The 25,088-nt window shown below is 58.9% G+C and carries 20 protein-coding genes; 7 read left to right on the forward strand and 13 right to left on the reverse strand.

The window, feature by feature from the left end; all coding sequences use genetic code 11:
• Positions 1–163: 163 nt before the first annotated feature.
• Positions 164–445 carry an amphi-Trp domain-containing protein gene (locus N902_RS0114975; RefSeq protein WP_027371558.1) on the forward strand — a complete coding sequence of 94 codons (282 nt, stop codon included), beginning with the start codon at positions 164–166 and terminating at the stop codon, positions 443–445.
• A 4-nt stretch (positions 446–449) separates the two neighbouring features.
• Here the strand turns inward: N902_RS0114975 and N902_RS0114980 are convergent, their stop codons facing one another.
• Positions 450–2,435: a peptidase U32 family protein gene (locus tag N902_RS0114980; RefSeq protein WP_051564655.1), complete on the reverse strand. Its 1,986-nt coding sequence runs from the start codon at positions 2,433–2,435 to the stop codon at positions 450–452.
• Between the two features lie 32 nt (positions 2,436–2,467).
• Between N902_RS0114980 and N902_RS0114985 the strand changes: the two genes are divergently transcribed.
• The 3 genes from N902_RS0114985 to N902_RS0115000 all read left to right on the forward strand — a co-directional run bounded on the left by N902_RS0114985 (position 2,468) and on the right by N902_RS0115000 (position 4,171).
• The gene (locus tag N902_RS0114985; protein WP_027371560.1) at positions 2,468–2,890 is read left to right on the forward strand and encodes an archease; all 423 of its coding nucleotides are present in this window, start codon (positions 2,468–2,470) and stop codon (positions 2,888–2,890) included.
• 81 nt (positions 2,891–2,971) lie between these two features.
• Positions 2,972–3,571, forward strand: a complete 600-nt coding sequence (locus N902_RS18275) for a class I SAM-dependent methyltransferase (RefSeq protein ID WP_051564656.1) — start codon at positions 2,972–2,974, stop codon at positions 3,569–3,571.
• A 189-nt stretch (positions 3,572–3,760) separates the two neighbouring features.
• The gene (locus N902_RS0115000; RefSeq protein WP_027371561.1) at positions 3,761–4,171 is read left to right on the forward strand and encodes a Ros/MucR family transcriptional regulator; all 411 of its coding nucleotides are present in this window, start codon (positions 3,761–3,763) and stop codon (positions 4,169–4,171) included.
• Between the two features lie 312 nt (positions 4,172–4,483).
• Here the strand turns inward: N902_RS0115000 and nadE are convergent, their stop codons facing one another.
• From nadE to N902_RS0115035, 7 genes are all read right to left on the reverse strand, one after another.
• Positions 4,484–5,263 carry an NAD(+) synthase gene (gene nadE, locus N902_RS0115005; protein ID WP_027371562.1) on the reverse strand — a complete coding sequence of 260 codons (780 nt, stop codon included), beginning with the start codon at positions 5,261–5,263 and terminating at the stop codon, positions 4,484–4,486.
• A gap of 39 nt (positions 5,264–5,302) precedes the next feature.
• A complete protein-coding gene (mltG, locus tag N902_RS0115010; protein ID WP_051564657.1) occupies positions 5,303–6,316 on the reverse strand; it encodes an endolytic transglycosylase MltG in 1,014 nt (337 codons plus the stop codon).
• Complete coding sequence (gene ruvX, locus N902_RS0115015; protein ID WP_027371564.1) at positions 6,313–6,759, reverse strand: Holliday junction resolvase RuvX; 447 nt, start codon at positions 6,757–6,759, stop codon at positions 6,313–6,315. The genes mltG and ruvX overlap by 4 nt, the downstream gene beginning before the upstream one ends.
• A 23-nt stretch (positions 6,760–6,782) precedes the next feature.
• Positions 6,783–10,364, reverse strand: coding sequence for an FAD-binding and (Fe-S)-binding domain-containing protein (locus N902_RS0115020; RefSeq protein ID WP_027371565.1), 3,582 nt, complete (start codon positions 10,362–10,364; stop codon positions 6,783–6,785).
• Between the two features lie 506 nt (positions 10,365–10,870).
• Positions 10,871–13,207, reverse strand: coding sequence for a carbamoyltransferase HypF (hypF, locus tag N902_RS0115025; RefSeq protein ID WP_051564658.1), 2,337 nt, complete (start codon positions 13,205–13,207; stop codon positions 10,871–10,873).
• The gene (locus tag N902_RS18280) at positions 13,204–14,250 is read right to left on the reverse strand and encodes a tRNA nucleotidyltransferase/poly(A) polymerase family protein (RefSeq protein WP_034623144.1); all 1,047 of its coding nucleotides are present in this window, start codon (positions 14,248–14,250) and stop codon (positions 13,204–13,206) included. The genes hypF and N902_RS18280 overlap by 4 nt, the downstream gene beginning before the upstream one ends.
• Positions 14,251–14,256: 6 nt before the next feature.
• Positions 14,257–14,709 (reverse strand): acyl-CoA thioesterase, encoded by a 453-nt coding sequence (locus tag N902_RS0115035; RefSeq protein ID WP_034623147.1) that lies wholly within the window; start codon positions 14,707–14,709, stop codon positions 14,257–14,259.
• A gap of 372 nt (positions 14,710–15,081) precedes the next feature.
• Here N902_RS0115035 and N902_RS0115040 point away from each other — a divergent pair, with 372 nt between their 5' ends.
• Both N902_RS0115040 and N902_RS0115045 read left to right on the forward strand, forming a co-directional pair.
• Positions 15,082–15,873, forward strand: a complete 792-nt coding sequence (locus N902_RS0115040) for an enoyl-CoA hydratase/isomerase family protein (RefSeq protein WP_027371568.1) — start codon at positions 15,082–15,084, stop codon at positions 15,871–15,873.
• 544 nt (positions 15,874–16,417) lie between these two features.
• A complete protein-coding gene (locus tag N902_RS0115045; protein ID WP_027371569.1) occupies positions 16,418–17,197 on the forward strand; it encodes an enoyl-CoA hydratase/isomerase family protein in 780 nt (259 codons plus the stop codon).
• A gap of 37 nt (positions 17,198–17,234) precedes the next feature.
• Here the strand turns inward: N902_RS0115045 and N902_RS18285 are convergent, their stop codons facing one another.
• Complete coding sequence (locus tag N902_RS18285) at positions 17,235–18,212, reverse strand: MBL fold metallo-hydrolase (RefSeq protein WP_051564659.1); 978 nt, start codon at positions 18,210–18,212, stop codon at positions 17,235–17,237.
• Positions 18,209–19,408 (reverse strand): DNA polymerase IV, encoded by a 1,200-nt coding sequence (locus N902_RS0115055; RefSeq protein ID WP_034623149.1) that lies wholly within the window; start codon positions 19,406–19,408, stop codon positions 18,209–18,211. Before N902_RS0115055 ends, N902_RS18285 begins: the two co-directional genes overlap by 4 nt.
• Before the next feature lie 305 nt (positions 19,409–19,713).
• On the opposite strand from N902_RS0115055, the gene N902_RS0115060 reads away from it, so the two are divergent.
• Entirely contained in the window at positions 19,714–21,477 is a 1,764-nt protein-coding gene (locus N902_RS0115060) for an ABC transporter ATP-binding protein (protein ID WP_027371571.1), read from the forward strand.
• On the opposite strand, the gene N902_RS18290 is transcribed toward N902_RS0115060, so the two are convergent.
• The 3 genes from N902_RS18290 to N902_RS0115080 all read right to left on the reverse strand — a co-directional run bounded on the left by N902_RS18290 (position 21,429) and on the right by N902_RS0115080 (position 25,087).
• Positions 21,429–22,979, reverse strand: coding sequence for a SidJ-related pseudokinase (locus tag N902_RS18290; protein WP_051564660.1), 1,551 nt, complete (start codon positions 22,977–22,979; stop codon positions 21,429–21,431). The genes N902_RS0115060 and N902_RS18290 overlap by 49 nt on opposite strands.
• A 431-nt stretch (positions 22,980–23,410) precedes the next feature.
• On the reverse strand, positions 23,411–24,619 hold the full coding sequence (locus N902_RS0115075; protein ID WP_027371573.1) for an FprA family A-type flavoprotein: 1,209 nt from the start codon (positions 24,617–24,619) through the stop codon (positions 23,411–23,413).
• Positions 24,620–24,703: 84 nt separating this feature from the next.
• A complete protein-coding gene (locus tag N902_RS0115080; protein ID WP_027371574.1) occupies positions 24,704–25,087 on the reverse strand; it encodes a transcriptional repressor in 384 nt (127 codons plus the stop codon).
• Position 25,088: the final 1 nt, after the last annotated feature.

Below are 25,088 nucleotides of genomic sequence, written 5' to 3' on the forward strand. Positions count from 1 at the left end.
GGTTAAAGATATGCGCTGGACAAATAGAGTGAAGCGCTCTTTGTTTTTGTTAAGTAAAGAGGGCGAGAGGCTTTTCACCCCATCATGGTGTCAAATTTGAGGTTGCAACACCTTGCATATACAACAATAGAGCGCCGGGATGTCAAACCCCAAGGAGCAAAAAATGGGCAGAGAAACAAAGATTTTTCAAAGCGAAGAACAGAAAAGCAGACCTGAATTGAGCGTTTTTCTCCGACACCTTGCGGACAAGATAGAAGCGGGCAGGGCAACATTGGCCCGGGGACAGGAAAAGGTTGCGGTGGACATACCCCGCAATGTGATTCTTGAACTGCAAGTGGAGGATGAAGACAAGGGCAGAAAGGGCACGCAGCACTCCTTAAAAGTCGAGATCAAGTGGTTTGAACAGGATGAGCAGGTTGAGGGCGGCCCTGTTCACCTGGAATAGAGGCCTACAAGAGCTGAAGGTCCCAGTTAAAAGAACTCACCCGGGTCGGGGGGGGCATTTTCTGAGGCCGACGTTCATGCAGATGGACGAAGAGCCGGTATCCGGCATCTTCCAGTTCACGTTGATGCGGGCTCAGATCCAGCTCCCAGTTGGGAAAATGATAGATAAGGGGACCCTTTTTCTGTATATAGGACGGCTCCTTTTTCGGGCTCTGGATCAGGCTGCCGGGGTGGAGTTCCTGATGCACGCTTCGAGCCACGCACAAGGGCCATGGACCGCTGAGGACGATTCCCAGAGGGAGCGGGGATTCCCGGGGTAGAGAAAGGAGATCGGCCCCGGACAGTTCCGGACTGGCCACGGCCCCGGAAAAGCCCAGACTCCGCAGTTCCTCCAGGCAGAGGGCATTGGCTGCGTTGCAATAGGGGCCGGCCCACAGAGACAGATCGTCCCTGGCCTCAAAGAGGGCGGCCTGCCAGGGGGCGTTGCAGCAGAATTTTTTGGCTCCGTTTCGGACCAGATTGCGGATGAGCCTTGCCCATCGGTCTTCCTCCTCCGGCCATATGACCGGGGGGAGCCAGAACCAGATTCTGGGGTAGACGGTTTTGCTGACTGTGATCCTCAGGACCGGGGAAAGCCAGAGTCCCGGGCTTCCAGGGCTCCGCCCCTCGGGGAGTCTGGGCCGGACATGGACGTGCTCGGCCCGGCCCGAGACCTTGGCGCTTCGAGGCAGGCGCGGTGAAAAGTCGGCTTGTTCCTGCCTCGGCTTGGGCAGCATCTGGAGCTGCGCGTGCAGGCGACGGAGACGGTCGGCCAGCTCCGGCTCCCGGCGGTCTATGAGCACGACAGGGCTTCCCGGGGCAATGTTCCCGGCCCGGGCGGGCAGGGCGATCTTTTTTCCCTTGGCCCTGAAGGCAGAGATCTTGTATGTCGTATGTCCGGGGAGGTCTTCGCTTCCTATCCGCAGCAGGTCCCCGGCCAGCAGGGGGGCTCTGGACGTGAATCCCACAGACCCGCCGGAGGACTTGTTCACCTTGCCCACCAGCTGTCCGGATCCGGTATCTTTTTCTGTGTTCACCGGGCAAAAAACGCGCTGGGGCAAGAAGCGGTAATGGGTTCCGGGGCGGCCCAGGCTCTGGTTCAGAAGGTCAAGAGCCGTTTTCCTGGCCCCGGGGTCCTGGGGAAAATCCCGCAAGAGCTGGTAGGCGCGGACAGCGTAGAAAACGTAGTGCGGGCCCTTCTTCCGACCCTCAATCTTCCAGGCCTTGACCTGGGGGATGTCCAAAAGGAGCTTGGTCAATACATCCAGGCTCAGATCCAGGCAGGAAAAGTAGCGTTTGGTCTTTCCCCGGTGGGTGTACAGGCGGCGGCAGGGCTGAACGCATCGACCCCGAAGGCCGCTTTTGCCGCCCAAAAAGCTGCTCCAGTAGCAGCGGCCGGAAACCGCATAGCACAGGGCCCCGTGCACAAAGACCTCCAGCTCTAAGTCCTCGGGACAGGAGTCGGCCATGGTCTTGACCTCGTCGATGCTCAGCTCCCTGGGGAGAACGACCCTGGAGATATCCAGACCTGGGAGCATGGGCAGGGACAGGGCTGAGGTCATGGCCGCCAGGGTGGAGAGATGGATTTGTCCTGTGTACTCCACTTGGCGGGCCAGATTGACCAGAGCGAGGTCCTGGACAATGATGGCCTGGGGCTGCACAGAAACCGTGATCCGCTGCAGGAGGCGGCCGGCTTGCTCCAACTCGCCCGGTTTGACCAGGGAATTGAAGGCGATATAGGTTTTGATTCCCTGCTCCCGGGCGAGAGCGGTCAGCCTGGCCAATTCCGGTATGGAAAAGTTTTCGGCTTGCATCCGGGCTGAAAAGTGTTTCAGGCCGCAGTAGATGCTGTCTGCGCCTGCGGAAATGCCGGCCAGAAAGCTGTCCGCGCCCCCGACAGGGGCCAGGATTTCCGGCTTGGGGCCTGAGTGGGTCTGATCATTTTCTGCCATGTGCGATGTCCTTGTCCTGCCTGAGGCGAGATATGAAGTCTGGATACGAGGTTTATGACCATGGTGCGGATATCGGGGTCCGCGGTTGGGGGCCGAGCTTGGAACAGGCCTTTGTCCAAGGGGCCACGGCCATGTTTAGCTTGATGACCGAGGATATGCAATCCGTAAATGCCACGGCCGAAGTGCGCATTGAGGCCCAGGGCTATGATCTGGAATCCATGTTTGTGGCCTGGCTGAACTCCCTGCTCACTGAGGCGGACTTGCACGGTTTGATCCTGACTGAATTCAAGGTCCAGATCAAAGACAATTTCACCCTGAGCGGAACGGCCAGGGGGGAGCCCTTTGCCGCCCTGGCCGGCGGCCCGGGGGTAGAGGTCAAGGGGGCAACCTTTTGTCAGACTGCTGTGTATGAGGATGGCGGGACATGGGTCGCCCAGTGCGTTGTGGACGTGTGATAGACGGTCAGATGAGAACGATGCAGCATGAGATGTGGGGATAGTATTTGTTCAGGGTGCTCAACGATTACCGGGGATTCTATGCATAAAGACAGGGTCCGGTGGAATGCCAAGTTCGAGGATCAAAGGGAGCTGGGAGAGCCCTCGTCCTGGATTGTGGACATGCATGCCATGGCTCCCGGCCCCAGGGCGTTGGATTTGGCCGCAGGCAGAGGAAGAAACAGCGTCTTTCTGGCCGGCCAGGGGTTTGAGGTCCTGGCTCTGGATGTGGCCGACAGGGCCGTACGTGCCCTGAAAAATCATTCCATACCCGGGATCTTTCCGGTTCAGGCCGATACGGACCGCTTGTGCCTTCATCCGGACAGCTTTGATCTCATCGTCTGCTGCAATTTCCTGGACCGCAGGCTTTTTCCGACCATAACCGAAAGCCTGAAGATGGGTGGGATTCTGCTCTATGAGACTGCAATGGAGAGCGATCTTGCAAAGAGCGGTCAGCCGATGAACCGGGACTATCTGCTGCGGGCCAATGAGCTGCTGCACGTCTTTTGGGGGCTGCGCATAGTTGCATATCAGGAGGCCGTAATTGCGGAAGGCCCGTCCGTGGACCCCAGGGTTGTGGCCCGCCTGGCTGCTCAGAAGGGCTGGACCGGGGATCGTTGTCTGATTCATTGCAAGGCATGAAACGAGTTGGGGGCATAGAGTGCGGATGCCCGGGAAAGCAGTCACACGCCGATGCCGCAGATGATAGATGACCGGGCTAAAATAACGATGCAGGAGAGATTTATTTTTTATCCCAAGATACTTGCCAAAAGCTTTCAAAGTATATATCCTGAAGAAGTTCACGAGTTAAAATAATTAAGGAGTTCCTGTATGGAAGAACATGTACAAGAAGCATTGGATATTGTGAAAGCTCAGGCAAGTGTTCGAAACATGACTGAGGAAGAAATCACATCCATGGTGCAAGGCTTGTCCAAGCAACTGAAAAAGATTACTGAAGGCGGGGCCGAAAGCCAGGAGAGGACGGAACAGCCCCAGGAGCCGGCTGTGGATCCAAAAAAGGCTATCCGTGAGAAATCAGTTGTTTGCCTGGAATGCGGAAAGACATTTAAGGTCTTGACCAAGCGCCATCTGGCCCTGCACGGTCTCACCCCGGAAGAGTACAAGGAAAAATGGGGCATGAAGAAAAATACGGCCCTGATTGCCAAAGGTCTGGCCCGGCAGCGGAAGCAGAAGATGAATGAGATGCAGCTCTGGAAGCGGAGAAAGGCGAACAATTCATAGCCGGACATTCCGTCTTCGAACACGGTAAACCCGGCTTTTCAAGTCACCAAATGGAATTTTTTTATCGTTCCCACGCTCTGCGTGGGAACTCTTTTGGACGCTCCGGCGTCCAGAAAGAGACCGCGGGAGCGGTCAGGAAAGCTCCCACGCAGAGCGTGGGAGCTATAAGTAATCGCCTGGCTCTTTGCAGGCGTTTGTTGTACCCAAACTGCAGCTGTAGTGTTTGTAAGTCACCAAATGGAATTTTGGGTTCTTCGACGCAGCGAGTGGATGCATGAAATACCACGTCCTGGGTCGAAGAGCCAAAAAAACTCACCGCAAATGGCCGGGGATCACTGCGACCGGGATGGGCTCCATCTTGTGCCGGTTCTTGGCGTGCAGCTTTGTATAAATGTCCAATACTTCCCGTTCCCGGTCCGAGAGAAAGCTCGGGTCCCCTCCCTGTTCCGCGAACTGCATGGCCTGCTCAAGCTCTGTATAGCTCGCCCCGAGCTGGTCCTGGTCGCTTCTGCTGTCCGCCCACAGCCCGTCGGTGGGGGGGACGTCCATGATCTCCTGAACGACCCCCAGGTGCCGGCCGAGGGCGTAGACCTCCGATTTCATCAGGTCGGCGATTGGAGCGATATCCACGCCTCCGTCTCCATATTTGGTAAAGAATCCCACCCCGAAATCCTCGATCTTGTTTCCGGTCCCGGGCACCAGCATCCCGTGATGAGCGGCAAAGGCATACAGGGTGAGCATGCGCAGCCGGGAGCGGGTATTGGCCATGGTCAAATCGTCCTGGATGTCCCGGGGAAGTGTGTTCTCCACGGCCTGAAAGGCGGATGTCAGGTCCACACGCACCCCCTGAACCTGGGTGAAGCTGGCCTCCAGCCAGGCGATGTGCCGGGCGGACAGCTCCATCTGGCTTTGGGGCTGATAGATGGGCATGTCCACCGCCAGGACCTGCATCCCGGTCCGTGCGCACAAGGTGGAGGTTACTGCGGAATCGATTCCTCCGGAAACACCGACCACAAAGCCCTTGGTTCCGGCATGGCGGGAGTAGTCGATAAGCCAGTCGACGATGAATTCGCATACCTTTTCCGTCTGCATAACTTCTCCTGAGGCCGGATTGCAGTGAGCATGAACCTCTCAGCGCAGCTGATAGCGGCGAACCGCACGGTTGTGTTCAGTCAGGGTGCGGCTGAAATGATGGCTTCCGTCGCCCTTGGAAACAAAGTACAGGTAGTTGTGCTGTTCTGGGTTTTTGGCCGCCTGGAGTGAAGCCAGGCCGGGGGAGCAGATCGGCCCCGGGGGCAGGCCGGCATGGGTATAGGTGTTGTAGGCATTCCCCTGGTCCCGCAAATGGGATCTGGTCAGGTTTCCATCAAAGCTCTGTCCCAGACCGTAGATGATGGACGAATCGCATTGCAGGCGCATGCCCCGCTGGAGTCGATTGGCAAAGACGCCGGCTACGGTTCTGCGTTCGTCAGGTCGTCCGGTCTCCTTTTCCACCAGGGAGGCCAGGATGACCAGGTCGTGAATCCGTTTGGGATCCGGGCTGGACTCGGGCCACAGGGTCTGGACCTTGGTGCTGAATTCCCGGAGCATGAGGCGGACAATGGGCTCCGCGTCCCGATCGGCCGGACGGGGCAGGTGATAGGTTTCAGGGAAGAGATAGCCTTCGGCGGAGTCGGCCGGGATGTTGAACTCCTTCAGGATGTCCTGGTCATGGATCGCGGCGTTGAACGCATCGTAGCTGGTCAGGCCGCTTTGGCCCACGATGTCTGCGGTCTGCCACCAGGTCAGGCCCTCGGGAATGCGAAGGGTATGCAGAACCTGCGGCCCCCTGGCCAAGGTCCGCAGAATATGCAGCCGGCTCCACCCGGTGTCGACCTCAAATTCCCCGGCCTGAATATTGGTGGACAGACCGGAACAGACGGCCAGCAGCCTGAAGAGCTTGGGGCGGGCTATGACCTTGTTCGCCCGGAGTTCATCAGTTATCTGGGCCAAGCTTTGCCCGGGCTGAATTCGGATATGCACGGTTGTGCCCGGGGTCTGGACCGGAAGGAATGTGTACTGGAGGGCAAACACGGCGCAGAGCAGGGCGGCGATGAAGGATGTGCACAAAACCACTGCCGCCCGTCGTTTCCACACGATTTTCATTCAGTATGCCCGGTGGTTGGAGTACAATCCGTGGGTGAACTTGAAGCGAGAAAGCTCTCCAAAATGACGACAGCCGCCATCTGGTCCAGGACCGGCTTTTGCTTCCGGGCGGAAAGCCCGGATTCCCGGAGTCTCTGGGCCGCCTCGGTAGAGCTCAGGGTCTCGTCCTGCAGATAAACGGGCCGAGAGGTGATCCGGCTGAGACGGCGGGCGAAGTTCCGGGCCTGCCTGGTGCTCAGGGTCTCTTCACCCTCCAGGCCGACAGGGAGTCCGACCACCAGGCAGTCCACGCCTTCCAGGTCCAGGACATCCTTGATTTCGCTAAAGAGCTGGGAATTGTCCTTTTTGACCAGAGTGGCGTAGGGCAGGGCAAGGGTCCCACCCGGATCGGACATGGCCAATCCGACCCGTTTGAGCCCAAAGTCAATGGCCAAGACCCGCACACAGTCTCCAGGCAGGGTCTGCTCTAGGCAGAGTTGAATTCTCCGGATTTAAGCTCATTCTGGATCTTTTTCGCCCATTCCCGGCCATACACCACCCTGTTTATGTATTCCAGGGCATGGATGACCTCCCGCTTGGGCTGCAAGTCCAGCAGGATGCGCCTGATGCCTATCTTGCAGGACGGGCAGCTGACCACTACGGGCAACTGCAAGGGGTAGTCCTGAATGTCCAGGGCAAGCTGCGCCTTTTTGCGGTCCCGGATGGTGTTGTATATATGCGGGGATGTCAAGGCGCCCAGGCCGCTCTCCCCGCAGCAGCCGGGACTGAGCTTGACCGGTTGGTCCAGCATCCGGCTCAGGGCCAGAGCGTAGACCTGGCTGCTGGTGTTGGCCGGCAGTCCGCTCCATTCGCTGTGGCAGGAACTGTGCAACAGCAGGGGGTGCCGGGAAACGTCCCGGTCTTCTTCCTGTGCACTGCGTCCGGCTTTGACCTGCTCTTCAATCCTCGCACCGTATCTTTGGTCCACGTACTGCAAAATATCAAGGAGTTTGGGGTCGGCGTTCTTCCGGCTCATGGTCCGGGTCCGGAGGAGGGATTCCCGGCATGTGCCGCAGGATGTGACCACCGCTCTGAGCTGAATGCGGTGCTCCTGGGCCAGGGATATGGCCCGGCCGATACCTTCATCAGCAGCGTTCTGGGTTGCCCTGTATTCCTGATGGGAACCGGACGCCAGCAAGGGATATCCGCAGCACTGCTGTCTGGGAGGGATGATCACCGCGGTGCCCAGGCTGAGCAAGAGATTGATGGCCGCCAGCCCGATCTCCTTGGAAAACAGGCTGGCTCCGCATCCGGGGAAGTAGTAGACCCCGGAGACCGGGGCTCCCGGCCGGTGTCCTCTGGGCCACAAAATGGGTGGTTCCCCGGGCTGGAGGACCTGGTACAGGTTGGTGAAGTCCAGGCTGGGGGCGGGTTCGCGGAACAGGATGTTCGTGCGCCGCTCGCGCCAGGACCTGGGCAGCCGGGCGATGGTCTGCTTCTGCACGCTTTGCCCGATGCTGCTGACCTTGGCCGCTGCGGGCACTCGTTCCGGGTTCCTGCTTAAGTACTTCATGACTCTGGTCTTGATCGGATGCTGACCGGTCCAGAAGTCCTCTTCCAGAAATGAGCGCATGGACAGGACCTGGTCCGGAACATTGATCTTTACCGGACAGATGGCTGTGCATTTTCCGCAGGCCGTGCACCGCTCCAGGATATCCTCCAGGGATTCCATAATGTGCTTGTCCGGCTGTCCCTTGTCCAGCAGACTGTAGTACAGGGCCTCGATCAGGGCGCCGAGGGTAATGATTTTGTTCCGGGGGTGATAGAGAAATCCTCGTTCCGGATAATACATGGGACAGACCTGCTTGCATTTCCCGCATCTGGAACAGGTCTGAATGGTGCGCAAGAGCTCAATGAGCTTGTCCTTGTGCGGCAGGCTGGTCTTGGCGATATCCTGGATCAGTCGGTTGAAGGAAAAGGTGTATGGAATCTGTTGAATCCCGGACTGCACCAATTTTCCTGGATTGAGCAGGTTTTTGGGGTCCACCTGCTGTTTGTAGGCGAACAGGTCCTGGATCTTTTTCTGATCCAGAAAGGCGATCTTGGTGATGCCGATCCCGTGTTCTCCGGATACCGATCCGCTGAGCTCCAAAACTTTCCTAAACACCTTGCCGGCGGCCTCCTCCGCCAGGCGGAGCATCTCCTGGTCGTTCGAATTGACCGGGAGATTCACGTGGCAGTTGCCGTCTCCGGCATGCATATGATTGGCTATGATGATCCGAGTGGAGCTCATATGCCGGTGGATGTCCTCCAGGTCCTGAGCGTGCTGCGGATGCCGGCTGATCAAGTCCTGGAAGAAGTAGTGGATCTGGAGCTCAAACTCCTGTTCAGCTAATTTTTTGCTGGAGATCTTTCGTTTCAGGACCTTGTTGGCAAAGGTCATCTCCATGTCGATAAACTCGTCCCCGGGGTCGACCTGATCCAGTTCGCTGACCTGCTGCAGGGCCTTGCGGTAGGCCCGGGCCAGATAGTGAAGATTCAACTCTTCGATAAAGTCGGCGAACTCGGGGATGGCCTGGATGGGGATGACCACGTCCTCATTGATCTTAAAGCCGCTGGTGTGCTTGGTGATGGCGCTGAGCCGATGCCGGTCGTGCCAGAACTCTTCAGCCTCTTTCTCGTCCCGGGCCACAAAGACGTCCACATTGTCCACCTTCTCCGCAATGGCCACAATGTCCTGCTTGATCTGCTCCAGGGCCTGCAGATCCCCGGAGTCTATCTGGATCAAAAGGACGGAGATCGGCTCGCCTTCGTATTTCTGGGATTTTTTTTCATACTCAATGGCCTGGACGTATTTGGTGCCGAACTCTTCCAGGGAGGACATCTTGACCAGGTCGCCCTGCTCTCTGATCCGGTCCCGGAGCTGCACCAGCTCAGTGATCACCCGCATGGCATTGTGCATGGACTGGCCGAAGAACTCCAGGCACAGGGTCTGGGAGTGCTCGGGCTTTGGGTACAGGGTAAAGCAGGCCTCGGTGATGATCCCGTCCACCCCTTCCTTCTGAATCCCCGGCAGGCCGCCCAGGACCTTGTTGCTGACGTCCTTGCCCAGCCCCGGAGCGCGGATATCCCCGCCTTCCAGGCTGACGGTCCGGAGCAGGTTGCCTTGGTGGTCGGTGACGTCAAAGACGGCCGTCTCCCGGGGCAGGATTTTGTGCCGGGGGTGATTGCGCCGGGTGACGGTTATGCTTTGCCCGGAGGGCTGGACCATGGTGTAGCTCAAGATATTGTCCAGGGTGGTCCCGTACTCGAAGGCAAAGGGTCCTCCGGCATTCTCCGAGATATTTCCTCCCAGGGAGGACGATGCCTTGGAGGCCGGGTCTACGGTGAAAAGCAGGCCGTGTTCGGCCACGGCTTCAATGGCGTTGAGGGTTATCACTCCGGTTTGGGCGCACAGGACCATATCGTAGGTATCGATGGACAGGATGGATTTCATCCGGCTCAGGCTGAGAATAATGGTCCGCCGGGCAGCCGGGATTGCCCCTCCGGTTAGGCCTGAGCCTCCGCCGCGGGGAACGATGCTGAACTCCATTTCGTTGGCCAAGGCAATGATCCGCTGGACCTCTTCCGTGCTTCCGGGGGCGACCAGAAGCATGGGGATTTCCAGCCGCAGGTCGGTGGCGTCAGTGGCGCACTCCACCAGGGCGTTCGGAGCCGTAACGATATGTTCGCTGGGCATGATCTGGGCCAAGCGTTGCTTGACCTGGGATTTGAACTGCTGATCATTCTGATATTCTTCCCAGAAGGATTCCAGTCCGTTTTTGATCTGTGCGTACTCCCCAGGGGCGATTCCCCCTTTTTCCGCCTCCAGGCGTTTGAATACGCTTTTGGCCACGGATTCGGCCGGAATGAAGGGGTTATAGCGGACGATGAAGAACTCGAATGACAAACTGGTAGCCAGCTCTTGAGTGGATTCGGACCAGGAACGAAACTCTTCCGCCGGAATAGAGAGAACGCGGTTCAAGATGGTTTGTCCCGGAACTGAGATATGAGGTGTTTTGTTGTGCATAATTGTAAGCTCAGTGTAAGATATGGGCACTCAATTTGAGAGAAACATGTATTTTAACCGCTTCTTTTCTCCTTGGCAAGTCAGACATGTAATGTTGAAGATATCGTTTGATGTCCAGGGGATAAAAGGGAAGCTGCCCGCCTTTCGGCCCCAGGCGAATCCGGGATGCAGCGCGCGCTGGTGAATAAAAATTGCTGGTTCTTCGACGTAGCTTGTGGATTTTTGGAGCTTGCCATCCCTTCTGTGTGCCCACTTTCGGCCCGGTATTTTCTAAGCCCCGCCAAAGGGGGATCCCTGCCCCCTCCAGGCACTCACATGATGGACATTGCCTTCAGATGGACTGAGCATATCATGCATGTGAGTGCCTGGTGGCGGGACCAAGAAAATGTGCGGGCCTGCCGCTCACGGCACACAGAACAGACGGCAAACTCTTATGTATGCAATTCCACTTTCTGTGTCCAAGAGCCAAATTGCTGCTCTGTGGGGTTGGAACCCTGGGACAGGTCTCAGCCCTTGCTGAGCCGGAATCGACCATAGACGGCCTGGCCCAGGGAGATGCAGGCGTCATTGGGTGGAAGGCTGTGATGGACCAGGGGGACAAGTCCCCGCTTTGCGAGCTCAGCAGGAAGACGTCTGGCCAGGGTTGCATTCTGGAGGACCCCGCCGCTGAGGGCGACATGTGCAAGGCCGGTTGTTCGGGAAGCAGCCAGGGCCCAGTCGCAGAGTCCCTGAATCAGGCCGAGGTGGAACCAGCGGCTGATGGAGGACGGGTTTCGGCCCAGGGTCCAGTCGGCATAGACCTGGGCAAAGAGATGCATGGTATCCAGGGCGGGCGTTTGCACGCCCGGTTTGACAGGGCAGCGGTAGCCGGGGCCTTCTTCCCGGGATTGGACTTGTTCCAGACGGATTGCAGCCTGACCCTCGTACTCGATTTCCAGGCACAGTCCGAGCAGGGCTGATACGGCGTCAAACAGGCGGCCGCAGCTGGTGCTCACAGCGCAGTTGATGCCCTTGTCCAGCATCTGGCCCACCATGTCGCTGGCCGCAGGGAAGGCCTTCAGCCAGGGCCATTCACGGTTTTCGGGGGCATGTTTCCCCAGGGAGAATAAAAAGCTCTGGGCCGTGCGCCAGGGTTCGGCTGCCGCTTTGTCACCCCCGGGCAGAGCGACGGGGCTGAAGTGCCCAAGCCTGTGGGTTTCCATCCGGGAGGGATCAACATACAGAAGTTCACCGCCCCACAGGGTGTGATCCGGTCCGAGTCCGGTCCCGTCCAGAGCCAGGCCCAGGCTGGGCTGATCCAGTCTGTTTTCAGTCAGGACGGCCAGAATATGGGCCGTATGATGCTGGAGGGCAAAAATCGGACGCCCGGTCTGTTCCGCGGCATAGCGGGTAGTCATGAAGTCGGGATGCAGGTCGGTGACCAGGGCGTGGGGAACCGTCTGCAGGATGGTCTGGAGATGGGCGATGGTCTCTTGATAAAACCCAAATGTGGCCAGGTTTTGGACGTCTCCAATATGCTGGGAGACAAAGGCCTGATCATGCTTGGTCAGGCAGACGGTGGCTTTGAGCTCCGGACCCAGTCCGAGGGTACTGGGCCCGCTTTGACCCAATGCAACGGGCGAGGGGACAAAGCCTCTGGCCCGGCGGTAGAGAAGGGGGGATTCCCGGTCCGGCAGGGTGCACAGGACCGAATCGTCGCTGCGGACCAGGATGTCCCGGTTGTGGAGCAAGAATAGATCGGCGATGTGCCCCAGGCGTTCCAAAGCTTCCCGGTTGCCAAGGGCAATGGGCTCGCTGCCGGCATTGCCCGAGGTCATGACCACAGCCGCCGGATGGTCTTTTGGGAAACAGGCCTCCAGCTTGGAGAGCAGAATATCGTGCAGCGGGGTGTATGGCAGCATGAGCCCGATCCTGTCCGTGTCCGGTGCCAGGCTGTCGGCCAGAGGACCGGGGATGCGTTTGGGAACCAGAACAATGGGCCGAACACTCCCGGCCAGCCAGGATATGTCCTGGTCCGTCGGGCGGGCCAGGGCACGGGCTGCGGACTCATCCCGGACCATCACCGCCAGGGGCTTGCCCGGACGGTTCTTGCGCTGCCGCAGGCGTTGGACCGCCCGGGAGTCAGTGGCCAGACAGGCCAGATGGAATCCGCCCAGACCCTTGACGGCCACTATCCGGCCCTGGGCCAGGGCCGCAACAGTCGCATCCAGGGCTTGGTGGCCCGCCAAATCGGATGCATCGCTGGAGCCCGGAGACCACACCCCGGGCCCGCATGCCGGGCAGGCGTTGGGCTGGGCATGGAATCTGCGGTCGGCCGGGTCGTGGTATTCCCGCTCACATGCTGCGCACATGGGGAAGCAGGCCATGCAGGTCGAGTCCCGGTCGTAGGGTACTGAGTGAGTAATCGTAAACCGGGGGCCGCAGTTGGTGCAGTTGGTGAACGGATACATGTACCGGGAGTTGGCGGGATCGTGGATCTCGGCCCGGCATTCGGAACACATGGCTATATCCGGACTGATCAGGATGCTGTGTCCGGGTCCGGTGGAGCTGGCCTGGATGTGAAAGCCGGAGAACCGGGGAGGGTTCTCCAGCCATATGCTTTCCAGGGCGGTGATCCGGGCCACCGGCGGGAGGTCCGTCTCCAGCCTTCGGCAAAAGGCCTGTACAGACTCCGTCTGGCCCTGGACAATGATCTCCACTCCCTGGGACGTATTGCGCACCTCTCCGCTCAGGTGCTCCTCCTGGGCCAAGCGGAAGACAAAGGGCCGAAACCCGACGCCCTGAACTCTGCCGCTGAGGGTGAGGTGCAGGGCAGGGGGTGGATTTTCCGATTTACTGGTCATGGCTGTAAGCTGCGGCAGCGGAGGTAATGCAGGTATTCTCCAGATCGTCGGCCCAAGTTCCGCCATTCAGGAGGAAGGCGAACCCCCCGGATGGTCCGCAGGTCCGCCTGGGCCCGGCTGAAATGGTCGTGTCCGTGAACGGCCCTGATCAGGCTCCAGAAGTCCTCCATCAACCCTTGGGCCTGCAGGTCCAGGAGCAGTGCGACCCGGTGCTCAGGGGCCAGGCGGTCGTAGTGTGCAGCCGTCTGGCTCCAGGCTGCGGCCAGCCGGCCGGCGGCTGTCATTGTATTGGGCAACCGAAGCCTGCGGCCCAGGGCCCCAGCCCGTTCTGCACTCATGGAATCCGGAACGCAGCCCGCAGTGCGGGCTGAAGCATCTTCCAGGCTGTGGACCAGGGCCATCCACACCCTCAGCTCCCTGCCGGCCAGACGATCCATGATCCGGGCGGACCGCTTCCGGTCTGCTCGGAGGAGTTCGTTCAGCCAGGGATGCAGACAGGTCGTACAGGCCAGAAGGCGCAGGAAATTGCCGGGTTTGGAGCCGCCACAGGCCAGGCGGACTTCCCGGCCCACCCGTTCGGGGGCTATGCGGTCCAGCATCCCGGCCGAGGCCACCCGGGTCATAAGGGACAGAAGCTCCGGCGCCGGACGGAACTCGGGCAGGCAGGCCTTGAATCTGGCCGCACGGATGACCCGGAGGGGATCGGCAAAAAAGTTTTCTGCCCGCACCGGCCGCAGCCATCTGTGAGCCAGATCGGATACGGCCAGGGGGTGAGTGTACAGATATCCGGACTGGTCCAGGGCCAGGGCATTGACGGTCAGGTCCCTGCCCAGCAGGTCCTGGTCGATGTTTTGGGCAGCTGAAACAGTATACTGTCTGCCCCGAAGCAGAAACACCGGATGGCTTTGCCCGACCTTTCTGGCCCGGGGATATGTCCGGGCGAACTCCTCTTCCCTGCAGCCCACGACGACATAGTCTGTGTCCAGCACAGGTCTGCCCAGGAAGGCATCCCGGACTGCGCCGCCGACGCAATAGATATGCATGCGCGCCTACCCGGCGGACTCCACTTCGAGCCCTTCATGCCGGGAGATAATGTCCAGAAGCCGGGGCGGGAACTCGGCCTTGTGCATGGATTCATAGTCAAAGGCCACAATGCTGGCTGTTCCCAGGGCAGCCGCGGTCTGGAGCTTGCTGGAGTGGATCAGGTACTGCTGCTCCAGATGGGAGGGGGTGATTCGCACCGTCCGGCAGCCCACGGCTATGCTGTCCGGATAGGTCAATGGGGCGATATAGGTGCAGCCGGCCTTGGCCAGGATGAAGCTCAGGCTGGATCCCGCGAAATAGTCCCCAAGGCCGGTGGTGTGGAAGTAATGCACCCTGGCGGACTCGAAAAAGCGGAAGAAGCGTGCGTTGTTCACATGCTGGAAGGCATCCATGTCCCCCCACTGGACCGGGAGATCCAGGCTGATCCGAAAGTCGTCAATGCTCAGTCGTTTGCTCATAGTCTCTATGCGGGGTTGAGGTTTGCCGGACGGTCTACTGGAAGACCACGAAAATTTTGGTTCTTCGACCTAACCTGTGGATTTTGGGAGTTTGTCGTCTCTGCTGTATGCACTTCCACTTTCTGTGTCGAAGAAACAAAATTTTTCATGCTTGGTTGCGCCTGCGCTTTGGCAGGCATCTGAGTTTGGAAGTGCCCCCCGGAAGAATGTACAATGACGTCAGAGCGGCCTGGACGTCAAGGTGTCCCCAAAGTGGAAGGATTTGAAATTTCGTCTTCTCCATGGCAATGTTGCCTCCAACAGAATGGATGGGAGTGCGGGGCGATTTCCGCCCCGGCCGCATTGGTTCCGGAAACACAAGGAGAAACGCGTATGGCTTATCAGAACATAGGGCTGGAGATCCAGGACGGAGTGGCGGTGGTGACCATTAACCGCCCCAAGGTGCTCAACGCCTTGAGCCCGGATACCTTGAAGGAGCTGGGGCAGGCCGTGGCAGAGATCCGCAGTACCGAGGAGGCCCGGGTCATGGTGATTACCGGAGCCGGAGACAAGGCCTTTGTGGCCGGTGCAGACATATCCGAGTTCCCCAAGATGAACGCCCTGGAAGCCAAGCATTTTGCCGAAGAAGGACAAAAGGTCTTCTTTGCCCTGGAAGAGCTGCCCATTCCGGTCATAGCCTGCGTGAACGGCTTTGCCCTGGGCGGAGGCTGTGAAATGGCCATGAGTTGCGATTTCATCTATGCTTCCGATCAGGCCAAGTTCGGGCAGCCGGAGATCAATCTGGGTATCATTCCAGGATTCGGGGGAACCCAGCGCCTGTCCAGACTGGTGGGCAGGGCCAAGGCGAAAGAGCTGTGCATGACCGGGGATCAGATCTCGGCCCAGGAGGCCAAGGATCTCGGTCTCGTGGCCCGGGTGTTTCCCCACGACGAGCTCAAGGATTCCGTAATGAAGACGGCCAAAAAAATGGCTTCCAAGGGCAGAGTCGCCCTGCGGGCCGTCAAGCAGGTCGTTGACCGGGGCGTGGAGGTGGACCTGAAGACAGGCTGCGCCTTTGAGGCCGAGGCATTCGCCACCAGCTTCGTCAGCCAGGACGCCAAGGAGGGAGCGACTGCCTTTTTGGAGAAGCGGAAGCCAGAGTTCAAAGGGACCTTCACCAGTTGAGAAACAGGGGTCTTTTCTATTACCCCACATGCCTGCCAAGGCGCAGGCAGGCTTGCGCTGACGAAGCATGCAAACGATTTCGATACCGATTTCGATATCGACTGGGAGTGATTATCCAACCGGATCCTGATAACGCCCCGCGGATCAGGAGCGAGGCCGGAGGCAAACGCAGTTTGCCGCAGGCCGAGACTGCTGGATCCGCTGGTTGTGAGGCGCTTTGCGCCGAGCATCCAGCGGATCTTATCCGCGGGGCGTTGTTGCCGGGCGCAAAGCGTCCGGCAACAACTATTAACTCATAACAGTTTTTCGGCTCTTGGACCCAGAAAGTGGAATTGCATACAGAAGAGATGGCAAACTCCAAAAATCCACAAGCTACGTCGAAGAACCAGTTTTTCATACACATGACTGCCGACCTGGCGCGCCATTATTGGAACACCCGGACCCTGCGTGGTTGAACGCCACGCAGGGTCCGGGTATTTTCTCTCGGTGCTTACCGTTCGGACAGTAGGCTCATGTACATCCCATGCGGAATATCGGAGGACCAATGCAACTGCAGACGTGTCGGTATGAACATCCAGGTTCTGGCCTGGGTCTGATCACTTTGGATCGGCCCAAGGAGTACAATGCGATCAACAAAACCATGACCCGGGAATTGGAGCAGGTCCTGAATCAGGCGGCCAAGGACGACCGGGTGCGGGTTCTGGTCCTGACCGGAAGCGGCCCTGCGTTTTGTGCCGGGGGCGACCTCGCCTGGCTGATGGAGGCCGATGACCAGCCCAAGAAACGGGAGATTGTGGATCTGGCCGGGGGCCTGATCGAAAAGCTCTGGCATTTTGAAAAGCCGGTTCTGGCCGGAGTAAACGGAGTAGCCGCCGGAGCCGGAACCGCCCTGGTCCTGGCCTGTGACATGAGCATTGCTGCCGAGTCGGCCAGATTCGCCCCCAATTTTGTGAACATCGCTGCTGTTCCGGACAGCGCTGCGTCCTGGCTGCTGCCCCGGGTGGTGGGCATGCACCGGGCCATGGAGCTGATGCTATCCGGCCGTACCCTGTCGGCTTCCCAGGCTTATGAGCTGGGACTCTTTACCTCTGTCGTTCCGGACACGGAGTTCCAGGACCAGGTTCGGGAAATGGCCGGGAGGCTGGCCGGGGGCCCGCAGGGCGCGATCAGGTCCATAAAGGCCCTGCTCAAGGCCAGCGCGGACAACGATCTGAGCCGGCACCTTGAAGAAGAAGCCGTGCGTCAGGTCCGGGCCTGGTCTGATCCGGACTTTGCCGAAGGCGTGCAGGCCTTTGTGCACAAGCGCACGCCCCGTTTCGCCTGATGGCCGAGCACCAAGGTAAAGACAGAGCCTCTGGCCCTCATGTGCAGGAGGCCGGGCTCCATATCTGGTGCGGTCCGGACCTGGTTTTGTGAATCTCGCCCCGGGATTCCAAATAGCTCAAGTGAGCAAGGGCCTCGCCGGTTGCAAACCACTTTTGGGCCAGGGGAAACTTGTTCCAGTCCGTGGTGTCCAAATCCCAGGTCATGCCGGAGGCTATATCGAAGCCGTGCCCCGGCTGGTCCCAAACGATCCGCCTGACCTCCTCCAGGCGCTGCACATGGTGCTCCCTGATCTCCCGGATCCGGCGTCTATGGTCTGAAAACAACCGTCTATGCCCGGGCAGAACCAGGGAAACCTCCAGGTCCTGCAGGCGATCCAGACTGTGCATGTAGTGGCTCAAGGGATCCTCCCCCGGCACCCATTGGGAGATGTTGGGGGTGATTTCCTCCAGCAGCGTGTCTCCGGCAAAGAGCAGCTTGCGGTCCGGCTCGTAGAAGCAGAGGTGGCCCCTGGTGTGCCCTGGAGTGAGCAGGCAGTGCAGGGTGAGCCCGTTATATTCGATCCTGTCTCCTTCCCCCAGGGCTTGAATCTCAACCGGACCCTGGGGCCGGTACTTGAATCCGGGATGGGCGTCCACTGCCTGGCTCAGCTGGTCGCCGGGCAGTCCGTTGAGCAGGGCAAAGCGCTGTATGGTCTCCAGGTCCAAAGGCCGGGTGATCACCTCCGCGTCCGGAGGACTCATGTATATCCCTGCCCCCTGGGCATACAGCCTGGGGACCAGCCCGCTGTGGTCGGAATGCATATGGGTGACCAGGACATCCAGTCTGGAGATATCTATCTCCAGTTCCTGCAGCCCCTGGTTCAGCGCCGTCCAGCACGAATCACGGTTCAGGCCGGTGTCGATCAGGCAGCTGCGCTCTGTTCCGTACAGGACGTAGGCATTGAGATACTTCAGGGGGTTGTTGGGCATGGGCACAGTGATCCGGTACACTGGGTCCTGAACCTTCTCGATCATTTTGTCTCCTTTGGCTCTGACGGTTCGCGGGTCTGCAGGCTGAGCACAGCCCCTCGGACCAGGGCCCGGTTCCCGAATTTGGCCGTGATAGTATCCACCGCCTGGTCCAGGTTCCGGTCCCGGGGGGAGTTCTGCTCCGGAAACAGGGAGAGCTGGGACTGTCTGGCCTGGAACTGGGAAACGCTGACCCCGCAGAGGCGCACGGATTTGGAAAGGCGCATCTCATCCAGCAGGCCGCAGACGGTTCGGTAGATGACCTGGGTGCAATCCGTGGGTTGGGCCAGGGTCCGGTTGCGGGTAACGGTTTGGAAGTCATTGAACTTGATCTTCAGGGTTACTGTCCTTCCCCGGCTCTTGATTTTCCGCAGAGAGCGGCCGACCTCTTCGCTTTGTTCCAGCAGCCAGGTCTTGATCGTCTCCCGATCCGCCGTATCCCGGGCAAAGGTGTCCTCGGCTCCGCAGGATTTTGCTTTCCGTCTGGGTACGACCTGTCCGTCATCCTGGCCCTGGGCCAGATAAAACAGTGCCCGCCCCCGCTTTCCCCATTTGGCTTCCCAGAACTCCAGGGAAAACTGACTGATCTGGCCGCAGGTCGAAATGCCCAGTTCATGCAGCCGGGCAACTGTTTTGGCTCCTACGCCGGGCAGCTTGGAAACAGGGAGGGAGGCCATGAACTCCGGGACCGAGGCCGGAGGAATGACCCGCAGGCCATCCGGCTTGTCCAGGTCTGAGCCGATCTTGGCCAGGAACTTGTTCGGGGCCAGGCCGATGGAACAGGTCAGTTCATGCTGGTGGAAGATGCGGTCTTTGATGCTTCGGGCAATGTCTTCAGCCGGGCCCAGGAGTCGTTCGCAGCCGGTGAGGTCCATATAGGCCTCGTCGATGGAGGCCTTTTCCACGACCGGGGAGCAGTCCTGGAGGATGGCCATGATCTGGCGGGAGATCTGGGCGTATCGCCGTCTGCGGCCGGAAAGAAAGATCCCGTGGGGGCACAGGTTGCGGGCCGTGGCCATGGGCATGGCCGAGTGTATGCCGTACGGTCTGGCCTCGTAGGAAGCAGTGGAGACCACGCCCCGATCGGAGAGGCCACCGATTATGACCGGCTTCCCCCGCAGGCTGGGTTGGTCCACCTGTTCCACAGACGCAAAGAAGGCGTCCATGTCCAGGTGGAGGATGATCCTTTGAGCAGTATTCATGAGATGTCGGGATGCATTGTGATACAAAAGGCACAGGTTAATGCGGACCTACCCGGGAGTCAAAATCCGAAAGCTCTGAGCCCCGATCTACATTGTATCCGCCATATGCGGCGCATCGTCAAGCATTCGGCAGTGGTCTCGACTTCTTGACATGCCGGTCAGGGGCGGTCATTTTGGGTTGCCTTTGGTTTGTGCTCTTGTCAGAGGACAGAAGACAGAGATCAGAAGACAGAGGTCAGAGATCAGAGGTCAGAGATCAGAGGGCAGAAGTCAGAGGTCGGTAAAAAACAAGGCGTAGAATCACGATGGGACTTGGAGCAAAATTTCACCTTCGCCCCAGACACAAGCGCATTTTGGCCTATGTCCGGGAAAGCTGGGGCAAGCTGGCCCTGGCCATGCTCTGTATGCTTGTGGTCTCGGCAACAACGTCCGGGACGGCCTTTATCGTCAAGCCGATCCTGGATGACATCTTCATGAAGCAAAATGAGCGCATGCTTTTGCTCATGCCCATTCTTGTCCTCCTCATTTACGTCTTTCGCGGCGTGGCCATGTTCGGCCAGGAATACCTCATGCAATACGTGGGGGAAAACATCATCAAGCAGCTGCGCGAAGACCTGTACGCCAAGATTTCCGACCTGTCCCTGTCCTTTTTTCAGCAGCAGAAGACCGGGGTTCTCATGTCCCGGATCACCAACGATGTGAACATCATCAAGACCATGGTGTCCACCGCGGTCACCGGGGCCCTGCGGGACGTATTTACCATTGTCGGTCTGGTCTTCGTTATCTTTTACCGGGACTGGCAACTGGCCCTGATCGCCATGGTGGTCCTGCCGGTGGCCTTTTTCCCCATCTACGAGTTCGGACGCCGGATTCGGCGCTTCAGCACCAGGAGCCAGGAATCCATGGCCGACTTGAATGCGTTTCTGCACGAGACCTTTGCCGGAAACAAGATCGTCAAGGCCTTCGGCATGGAGCCCCAGGAAAAGGCCCGTTTCTTGAACAAGAATCAGAAATACTATCGGTATGAGATAAAGACCTACCGGATTAAGGCCTTGAGTTCTCCGATCATGGAGTTCCTCGGAGGCATCGGCATGGCCCTGGTCATTTGGTACGGCGGATATGGGGTCATTCACGGGGACTCCACTCCGGGGACCTTTTTTTCCTTTATGACCGCTGTGATGATGATGTACGCTCCGATCAAAAAACTGAGCAAGTTGAACAACGCAGTCCAGCGGGGCATGGCCGCAGCCGACCGGGTATTCGACATCCTGGAGACCAAATCGGAGATCGTGGAGCCGAGGGATCCCGTGCCCATGCCTCCGCCTCCGCACACCGTATTTTTTGATCATGTCGGGTTTGCCTACGCCGGGAATACATCTGTCCTGCAGGATATCTGTCTTCAGGTCCAGCCCGGGGAACGGCTGGGGATCGTGGGGACCAGCGGGGGAGGCAAAACCAGCCTGGTGAATTTGATCCCCAGGTTCTACGATCCAACGTCCGGGACCGTCAGAATCGACGGGATCGATATCCGCAGCTTTGCTGTCTCTGAGCTTCGAAGCCGGATCGGGGTGGTCACCCAGGAACCGATTCTGTTCAACGATACAGTGAGGGCCAACATAGCCTACGGAACAGACAACCCCACCCAGGAGCAGATCCTGGATGCAGCAAGGTCAGCCTACCTGTACGATTTCATCCACAGCCTTCCTGACGGCCTGGACACGGTCATTGGTGAGCTCGGGGGGCGTCTGTCCGGAGGGGAAAAGCAGCGGATGTGCATAGCCCGCGCTCTGTTGAAGGATGCCCCGATTCTTATCCTGGACGAAGCGACATCCGCTCTGGATGCCGAAGCCGAGCAGCTGGTACAGAAGGCTTTGGAGAACCTGATGCAGGGCAGGACATCATTCGTCATTGCCCACAGACTGTCCACGGTCATCGATGCGGACCGGATCATTGTTCTGTCCGGAGGCAGGATCGTGGAGCAGGGCAGCCACGCCTCCCTGATGGCCGCGGGAGGGGAGTATTACCGGCTGTATTCCAAGCAGTTTTCCTCCCGGTCCGCCAGCTCCTGAAAAAAGGCCCGGGCGATGCACTGCCCGGCAACCGCAGCGGTAAAGCCGATAAGCTCAGGAGCTGAAATCCGGCTGTTGAACTCTCCCAAATGGGGGCCGGTGACCAGAGTGATATCCTGTTCACCCGGGGCACAATCCATGTCTGGGGCCAGGGCCTTGGATCTGAGCAGGGCGGTGAATTCCTGCCCGGTGTATTGCAGCTGATCCCGGGCCCTGAGCACCTCGGTCATATGCCGGTCCACTCCCAGGGGCTCTATCAGCGCCTTGGCCGTCTCATCGCAGTCCAAGGTTTCCGCATCCAGGGGAGCGCCCAGAAATCCCGCCGAATATTCCCGCACAATGGTCTTGAGCAATTGTGTAAAGGCCTGGGGATCAAAAAGATGCCTGGCATCCACTGGTTCCCTGTCCGGGGTCAGCCCCATACAGGTCGGGTCCTGGAGCCGGAACCAGCTCCCGGCCGCCAAAATGAGACTGAGGATCTGGGTCCCCAGGTGGTGAAAGAGATGCCGGGAGCTGCCGGACCAGGGCTGCAGATGCTCGAAATCGCGCAGTCCGGAGAGGCCGAAGTTCGGATACAGACAGGATGCGAACCACCGGTCCAGGCGTCCTCCCCTGGTCCAGACATACACCCCCTGGTCGTCCCGGCGTCCGGACTGAGTCCGGTTGTGAAACAGGGGAATGGGGGCTGTATGTACAATCCCCCGCCTGCTCAGCTGCCCGAATCCCCTGGCTGCCTTGGCCAGTACTCGGTCAAAGCAGGTAAAGTCCAGGTTGCGTTCAGGGGCCGGGTCCAAAGCATAGGTGAAGTAGGCCGGGGTGGTCAGATAGGGCAGGCAATATGGTGCATCCGGGAGTGATTCACCGCCCGAGGCTGTGATCCGTGAGGTGCGCTGGATCCGCAAGCAGCCCCGCAGGGGAACCGGGATGTGCTGATCCGGCAGGAGGTCCTTGTCTGCGCCCAGATACTGCATCCACCAAGCCTCATTGGCCAGATCATAGCCCTGGCCCTCTGTCCGGGCCATTTTGAGAACCAGGATCCGGCCGGGAAGGGCCGGGTCGGTGCACACCAGGCTGCGGCCGGCCCGGGTAATCCTTGGCTCGGACATGCCCGCCCGGCTGATCAGAGAATGAATATCCCGTGGAGGGCCGTCTTCCAGGTCCAGAGCGGGCTGCTGCGGGGGAGTGATGCTCAGGGGCAGGCTCCCCAAGGCCTGGGCCGCGGCCAGGGTGGTCGATCCGGTACTCGTGGCGGCGAATGCATGCAGGGTTTCCCAGGCCCGGGAACGCAAATGTCCGGGTGAGCTGCGGGATACGAAGCCGCTCAAGGCAGTGGCTGCTTCCAGGTACAGGAAGTGGGCGCAGGTCTGCCGATTGTGGGTGGGATCAGAGAGGACCCGGTGCAGGAGGTCGATGTCTTCCAAACCGGCCTGTTCCGGCTGTTGAGCGAGCTTTTGAGCTGTGGAGCGGACAGTCAGGTATTGGGCGGTAAAGGATGGGGGCATTGGACAGGATGAATATGTTCAGAAAATCGTTTCCTCGACCCAGGAAATGCAATTACAAATCGGCATGCCCGCCAAGGCGGGCACGTTTTCGCTAACGAGGCATACAAACGATTTCGATACCGATACCGACTGGGAGTGGTTACCCAATCGAATCCTGATAAGGCTGAGGATTACTGGCGCGAAGAATGAGCGTCCAGTGCATCCGTTTGTTGTGATTTTTTTCTTCGGGTTCGTAATCGCTATCGGGATCGGGATCGATCTCCTTAAACTGAGGGTTCCTGCTGCACCGAATGACATATTCTTTCGATTTCGATACCGATCCCGATTTCGATTTGGATTATCCCAACTAATAACTTATAACAGTTTTTCATACCAAACCACATGCCTGCGCCGTGGCGGGCATGTGGGTTGGTATATATCCGTGTGGCCGACTACCTTGAACCCGTGGCCCGGTCCTTGATCTGTCTGCCCAGGCGCTGGCCCACGGCAAAGAGGTCCTTGGCCTGATCGTGGGTGGGGACATGCTTTATGCCTGCCGGCTCTTCAGGCAGGTCCATGCCCATGTCCTGCAGCCACTGGGCGATCTTTTTCGGGGCCTCGCCGCTCCAGCCGTAGGAACCAAAGGCATAGCCGATCTTGTTTTGGGGCTTTAAGCCCTGCATATAGGTAAGCATGTCGGCGATCAGGGGAAGAACTCCGTTGTTGTGGGTCGGCGATCCGACCAGTACGGCCCCGGCGTCCCAGACTTCGCCCATGACGTCGGAATGATGCCAGCTCTTGATGGCAAAAAGCTTGACCTCGATGTCTTCCGCACTCAGTCCCGAAGCCAGGCTGTCGGCCATCATGGCGGTGGACTTCCACATGGTGTCGTAGACTATGACGGCCTTGGCTGTCGGCTGTTGAGCCGCAAACTCCTGGTAGGCGGCCAGGGTGTTGGCCACGTTGTCCTTGAGGACCAGCCCGTGATCCGGGGCGATCATGTCAATATCCCAGCCCAGCTCCTGGACAGCCTGCAGGGCCTTGGGGACCTGGGCGGAAAAGGGGAGAATGATATTGGCGTAGTAGTGAGCCATATAGGACTTGAGCTCCGGCCATGGGATCCAGTCGTCGAAGCGCTGGCTGGAGGCTATGTTCTGGCCGAAGGCGTCCTGGGAAATAAGGAGCTTGTCTTCAGGGATATAGGAGACCATGCTGTCCGGCCAGTGGAGCATCCTGGTCTCCAGAAACTGGACCGTGCGCTTGCCCAGAGAGGCTGTTTCCTTGTTTCCGACCACATGCAGGGGCCAGTCGTGGGTGTGGAAGCGGCCGTCAAGGAACTGCTTGCCCATTTTGGAGACATACATGACTTCTGGCCGGACCCGGTCCACAATCTCGGCCAGGCATCCGCTGTGGTCAGGCTCGCAGTGATTGACCACGATCTGATCGATCTTGGCCGGGTCGATAATTTGTGCGATTTGGCATAGAAGCTCTGAAGTGAACCTGGAGTCCACGGTGTCGAACAAGGTCACCTTGTCGTCCAGGACGAGGTAGGCATTGTAGGTGGTGCCCCGTGACGATTTGGAATATCCGTGAAAGTCGCGCAGGTTCCAATCCACGGCACCGACCCAGTACACTCCGGGTTTGATTTCCACCGGATTCATGACAGCCCTCCTTGGCTCTATGGTTTACAGCCCCAGCAGCATTTAAGCCCGAGCATTTCAAGTATACGAGGTGTTTTCCTGAGCTTAGCACTCGGGGCAAACCCCATAGACCAGCACATTGCAGCTGAGGATGGTGAAGTCGGTATCAATCTCCCGGCACAGGGCCGCGGTATCCGGTCCGGAGTGCACATCCGCCACTCGACCGCAGTTGGTGCAGCAGATATGGATATGCGGATGCGGATTTCCGTCAAACCGCATCTGGCTGTTTCCGGCCTGCACCTTCTGGATGATGCCTTCTGAGGACAACAGGTCCAGATTGCGGTAAATGGTCCCCAGGCTGACCTTGGGCAGCCTTTTGCGGACCATCTCGTAGAGCTCGTCTGCGGTTGGATGGGAACGTACCTTGCGCAGCTCCTCAAGGATGACTCTGCGCTGGGGGGTGACCCGAAGGTTCTTAATCGGATTCACA

This window comes from Desulfovermiculus halophilus DSM 18834, assembly GCF_000620765.1.
GTDB classification, from domain to species: domain Bacteria; phylum Desulfobacterota; class Desulfovibrionia; order Desulfovibrionales; family Desulfothermaceae; genus Desulfovermiculus; species Desulfovermiculus halophilus.

Bases quoted from the DNA above. Each gene is read 5' to 3' on its own strand.
- N902_RS0114975 (WP_027371558.1), top strand. From the start codon at position 164: ATGGGCAGAGAAACAAAGATTTTTCAAAGCGAAGAACAGAAAAGCAGA.
- N902_RS0114980 (WP_051564655.1), bottom strand. From the start codon at position 2,435: ATGGCAGAAAATGATCAGACCCACTCAGGCCCCAAGCCGGAAATCCTG.
- N902_RS0114985 (WP_027371560.1), top strand. From the start codon at position 2,468: ATGAAGTCTGGATACGAGGTTTATGACCATGGTGCGGATATCGGGGTC.
- N902_RS18275 (WP_051564656.1), top strand. From the start codon at position 2,972: ATGCATAAAGACAGGGTCCGGTGGAATGCCAAGTTCGAGGATCAAAGG.
- N902_RS0115000 (WP_027371561.1), top strand. From the start codon at position 3,761: ATGGAAGAACATGTACAAGAAGCATTGGATATTGTGAAAGCTCAGGCA.
- nadE (WP_027371562.1), bottom strand. From the start codon at position 5,263: ATGCAGACGGAAAAGGTATGCGAATTCATCGTCGACTGGCTTATCGAC.
- mltG (WP_051564657.1), bottom strand. From the start codon at position 6,316: ATGAAAATCGTGTGGAAACGACGGGCGGCAGTGGTTTTGTGCACATCC.
- N902_RS0115020 (WP_027371565.1), bottom strand. From the start codon at position 10,364: ATGCACAACAAAACACCTCATATCTCAGTTCCGGGACAAACCATCTTG.
- hypF (WP_051564658.1), bottom strand. From the start codon at position 13,207: ATGACCAGTAAATCGGAAAATCCACCCCCTGCCCTGCACCTCACCCTC.
- N902_RS18280 (WP_034623144.1), bottom strand. From the start codon at position 14,250: ATGCATATCTATTGCGTCGGCGGCGCAGTCCGGGATGCCTTCCTGGGC.
- N902_RS0115035 (WP_034623147.1), bottom strand. From the start codon at position 14,709: ATGAGCAAACGACTGAGCATTGACGACTTTCGGATCAGCCTGGATCTC.
- N902_RS0115040 (WP_027371568.1), top strand. From the start codon at position 15,082: ATGGCTTATCAGAACATAGGGCTGGAGATCCAGGACGGAGTGGCGGTG.
- N902_RS0115045 (WP_027371569.1), top strand. From the start codon at position 16,418: ATGCAACTGCAGACGTGTCGGTATGAACATCCAGGTTCTGGCCTGGGT.
- N902_RS18285 (WP_051564659.1), bottom strand. From the start codon at position 18,212: ATGATCGAGAAGGTTCAGGACCCAGTGTACCGGATCACTGTGCCCATG.
- N902_RS0115055 (WP_034623149.1), bottom strand. From the start codon at position 19,408: ATGAATACTGCTCAAAGGATCATCCTCCACCTGGACATGGACGCCTTC.
- N902_RS0115060 (WP_027371571.1), top strand. From the start codon at position 19,714: ATGGGACTTGGAGCAAAATTTCACCTTCGCCCCAGACACAAGCGCATT.
- N902_RS18290 (WP_051564660.1), bottom strand. From the start codon at position 22,979: ATGCCCCCATCCTTTACCGCCCAATACCTGACTGTCCGCTCCACAGCT.
- N902_RS0115075 (WP_027371573.1), bottom strand. From the start codon at position 24,619: ATGAATCCGGTGGAAATCAAACCCGGAGTGTACTGGGTCGGTGCCGTG.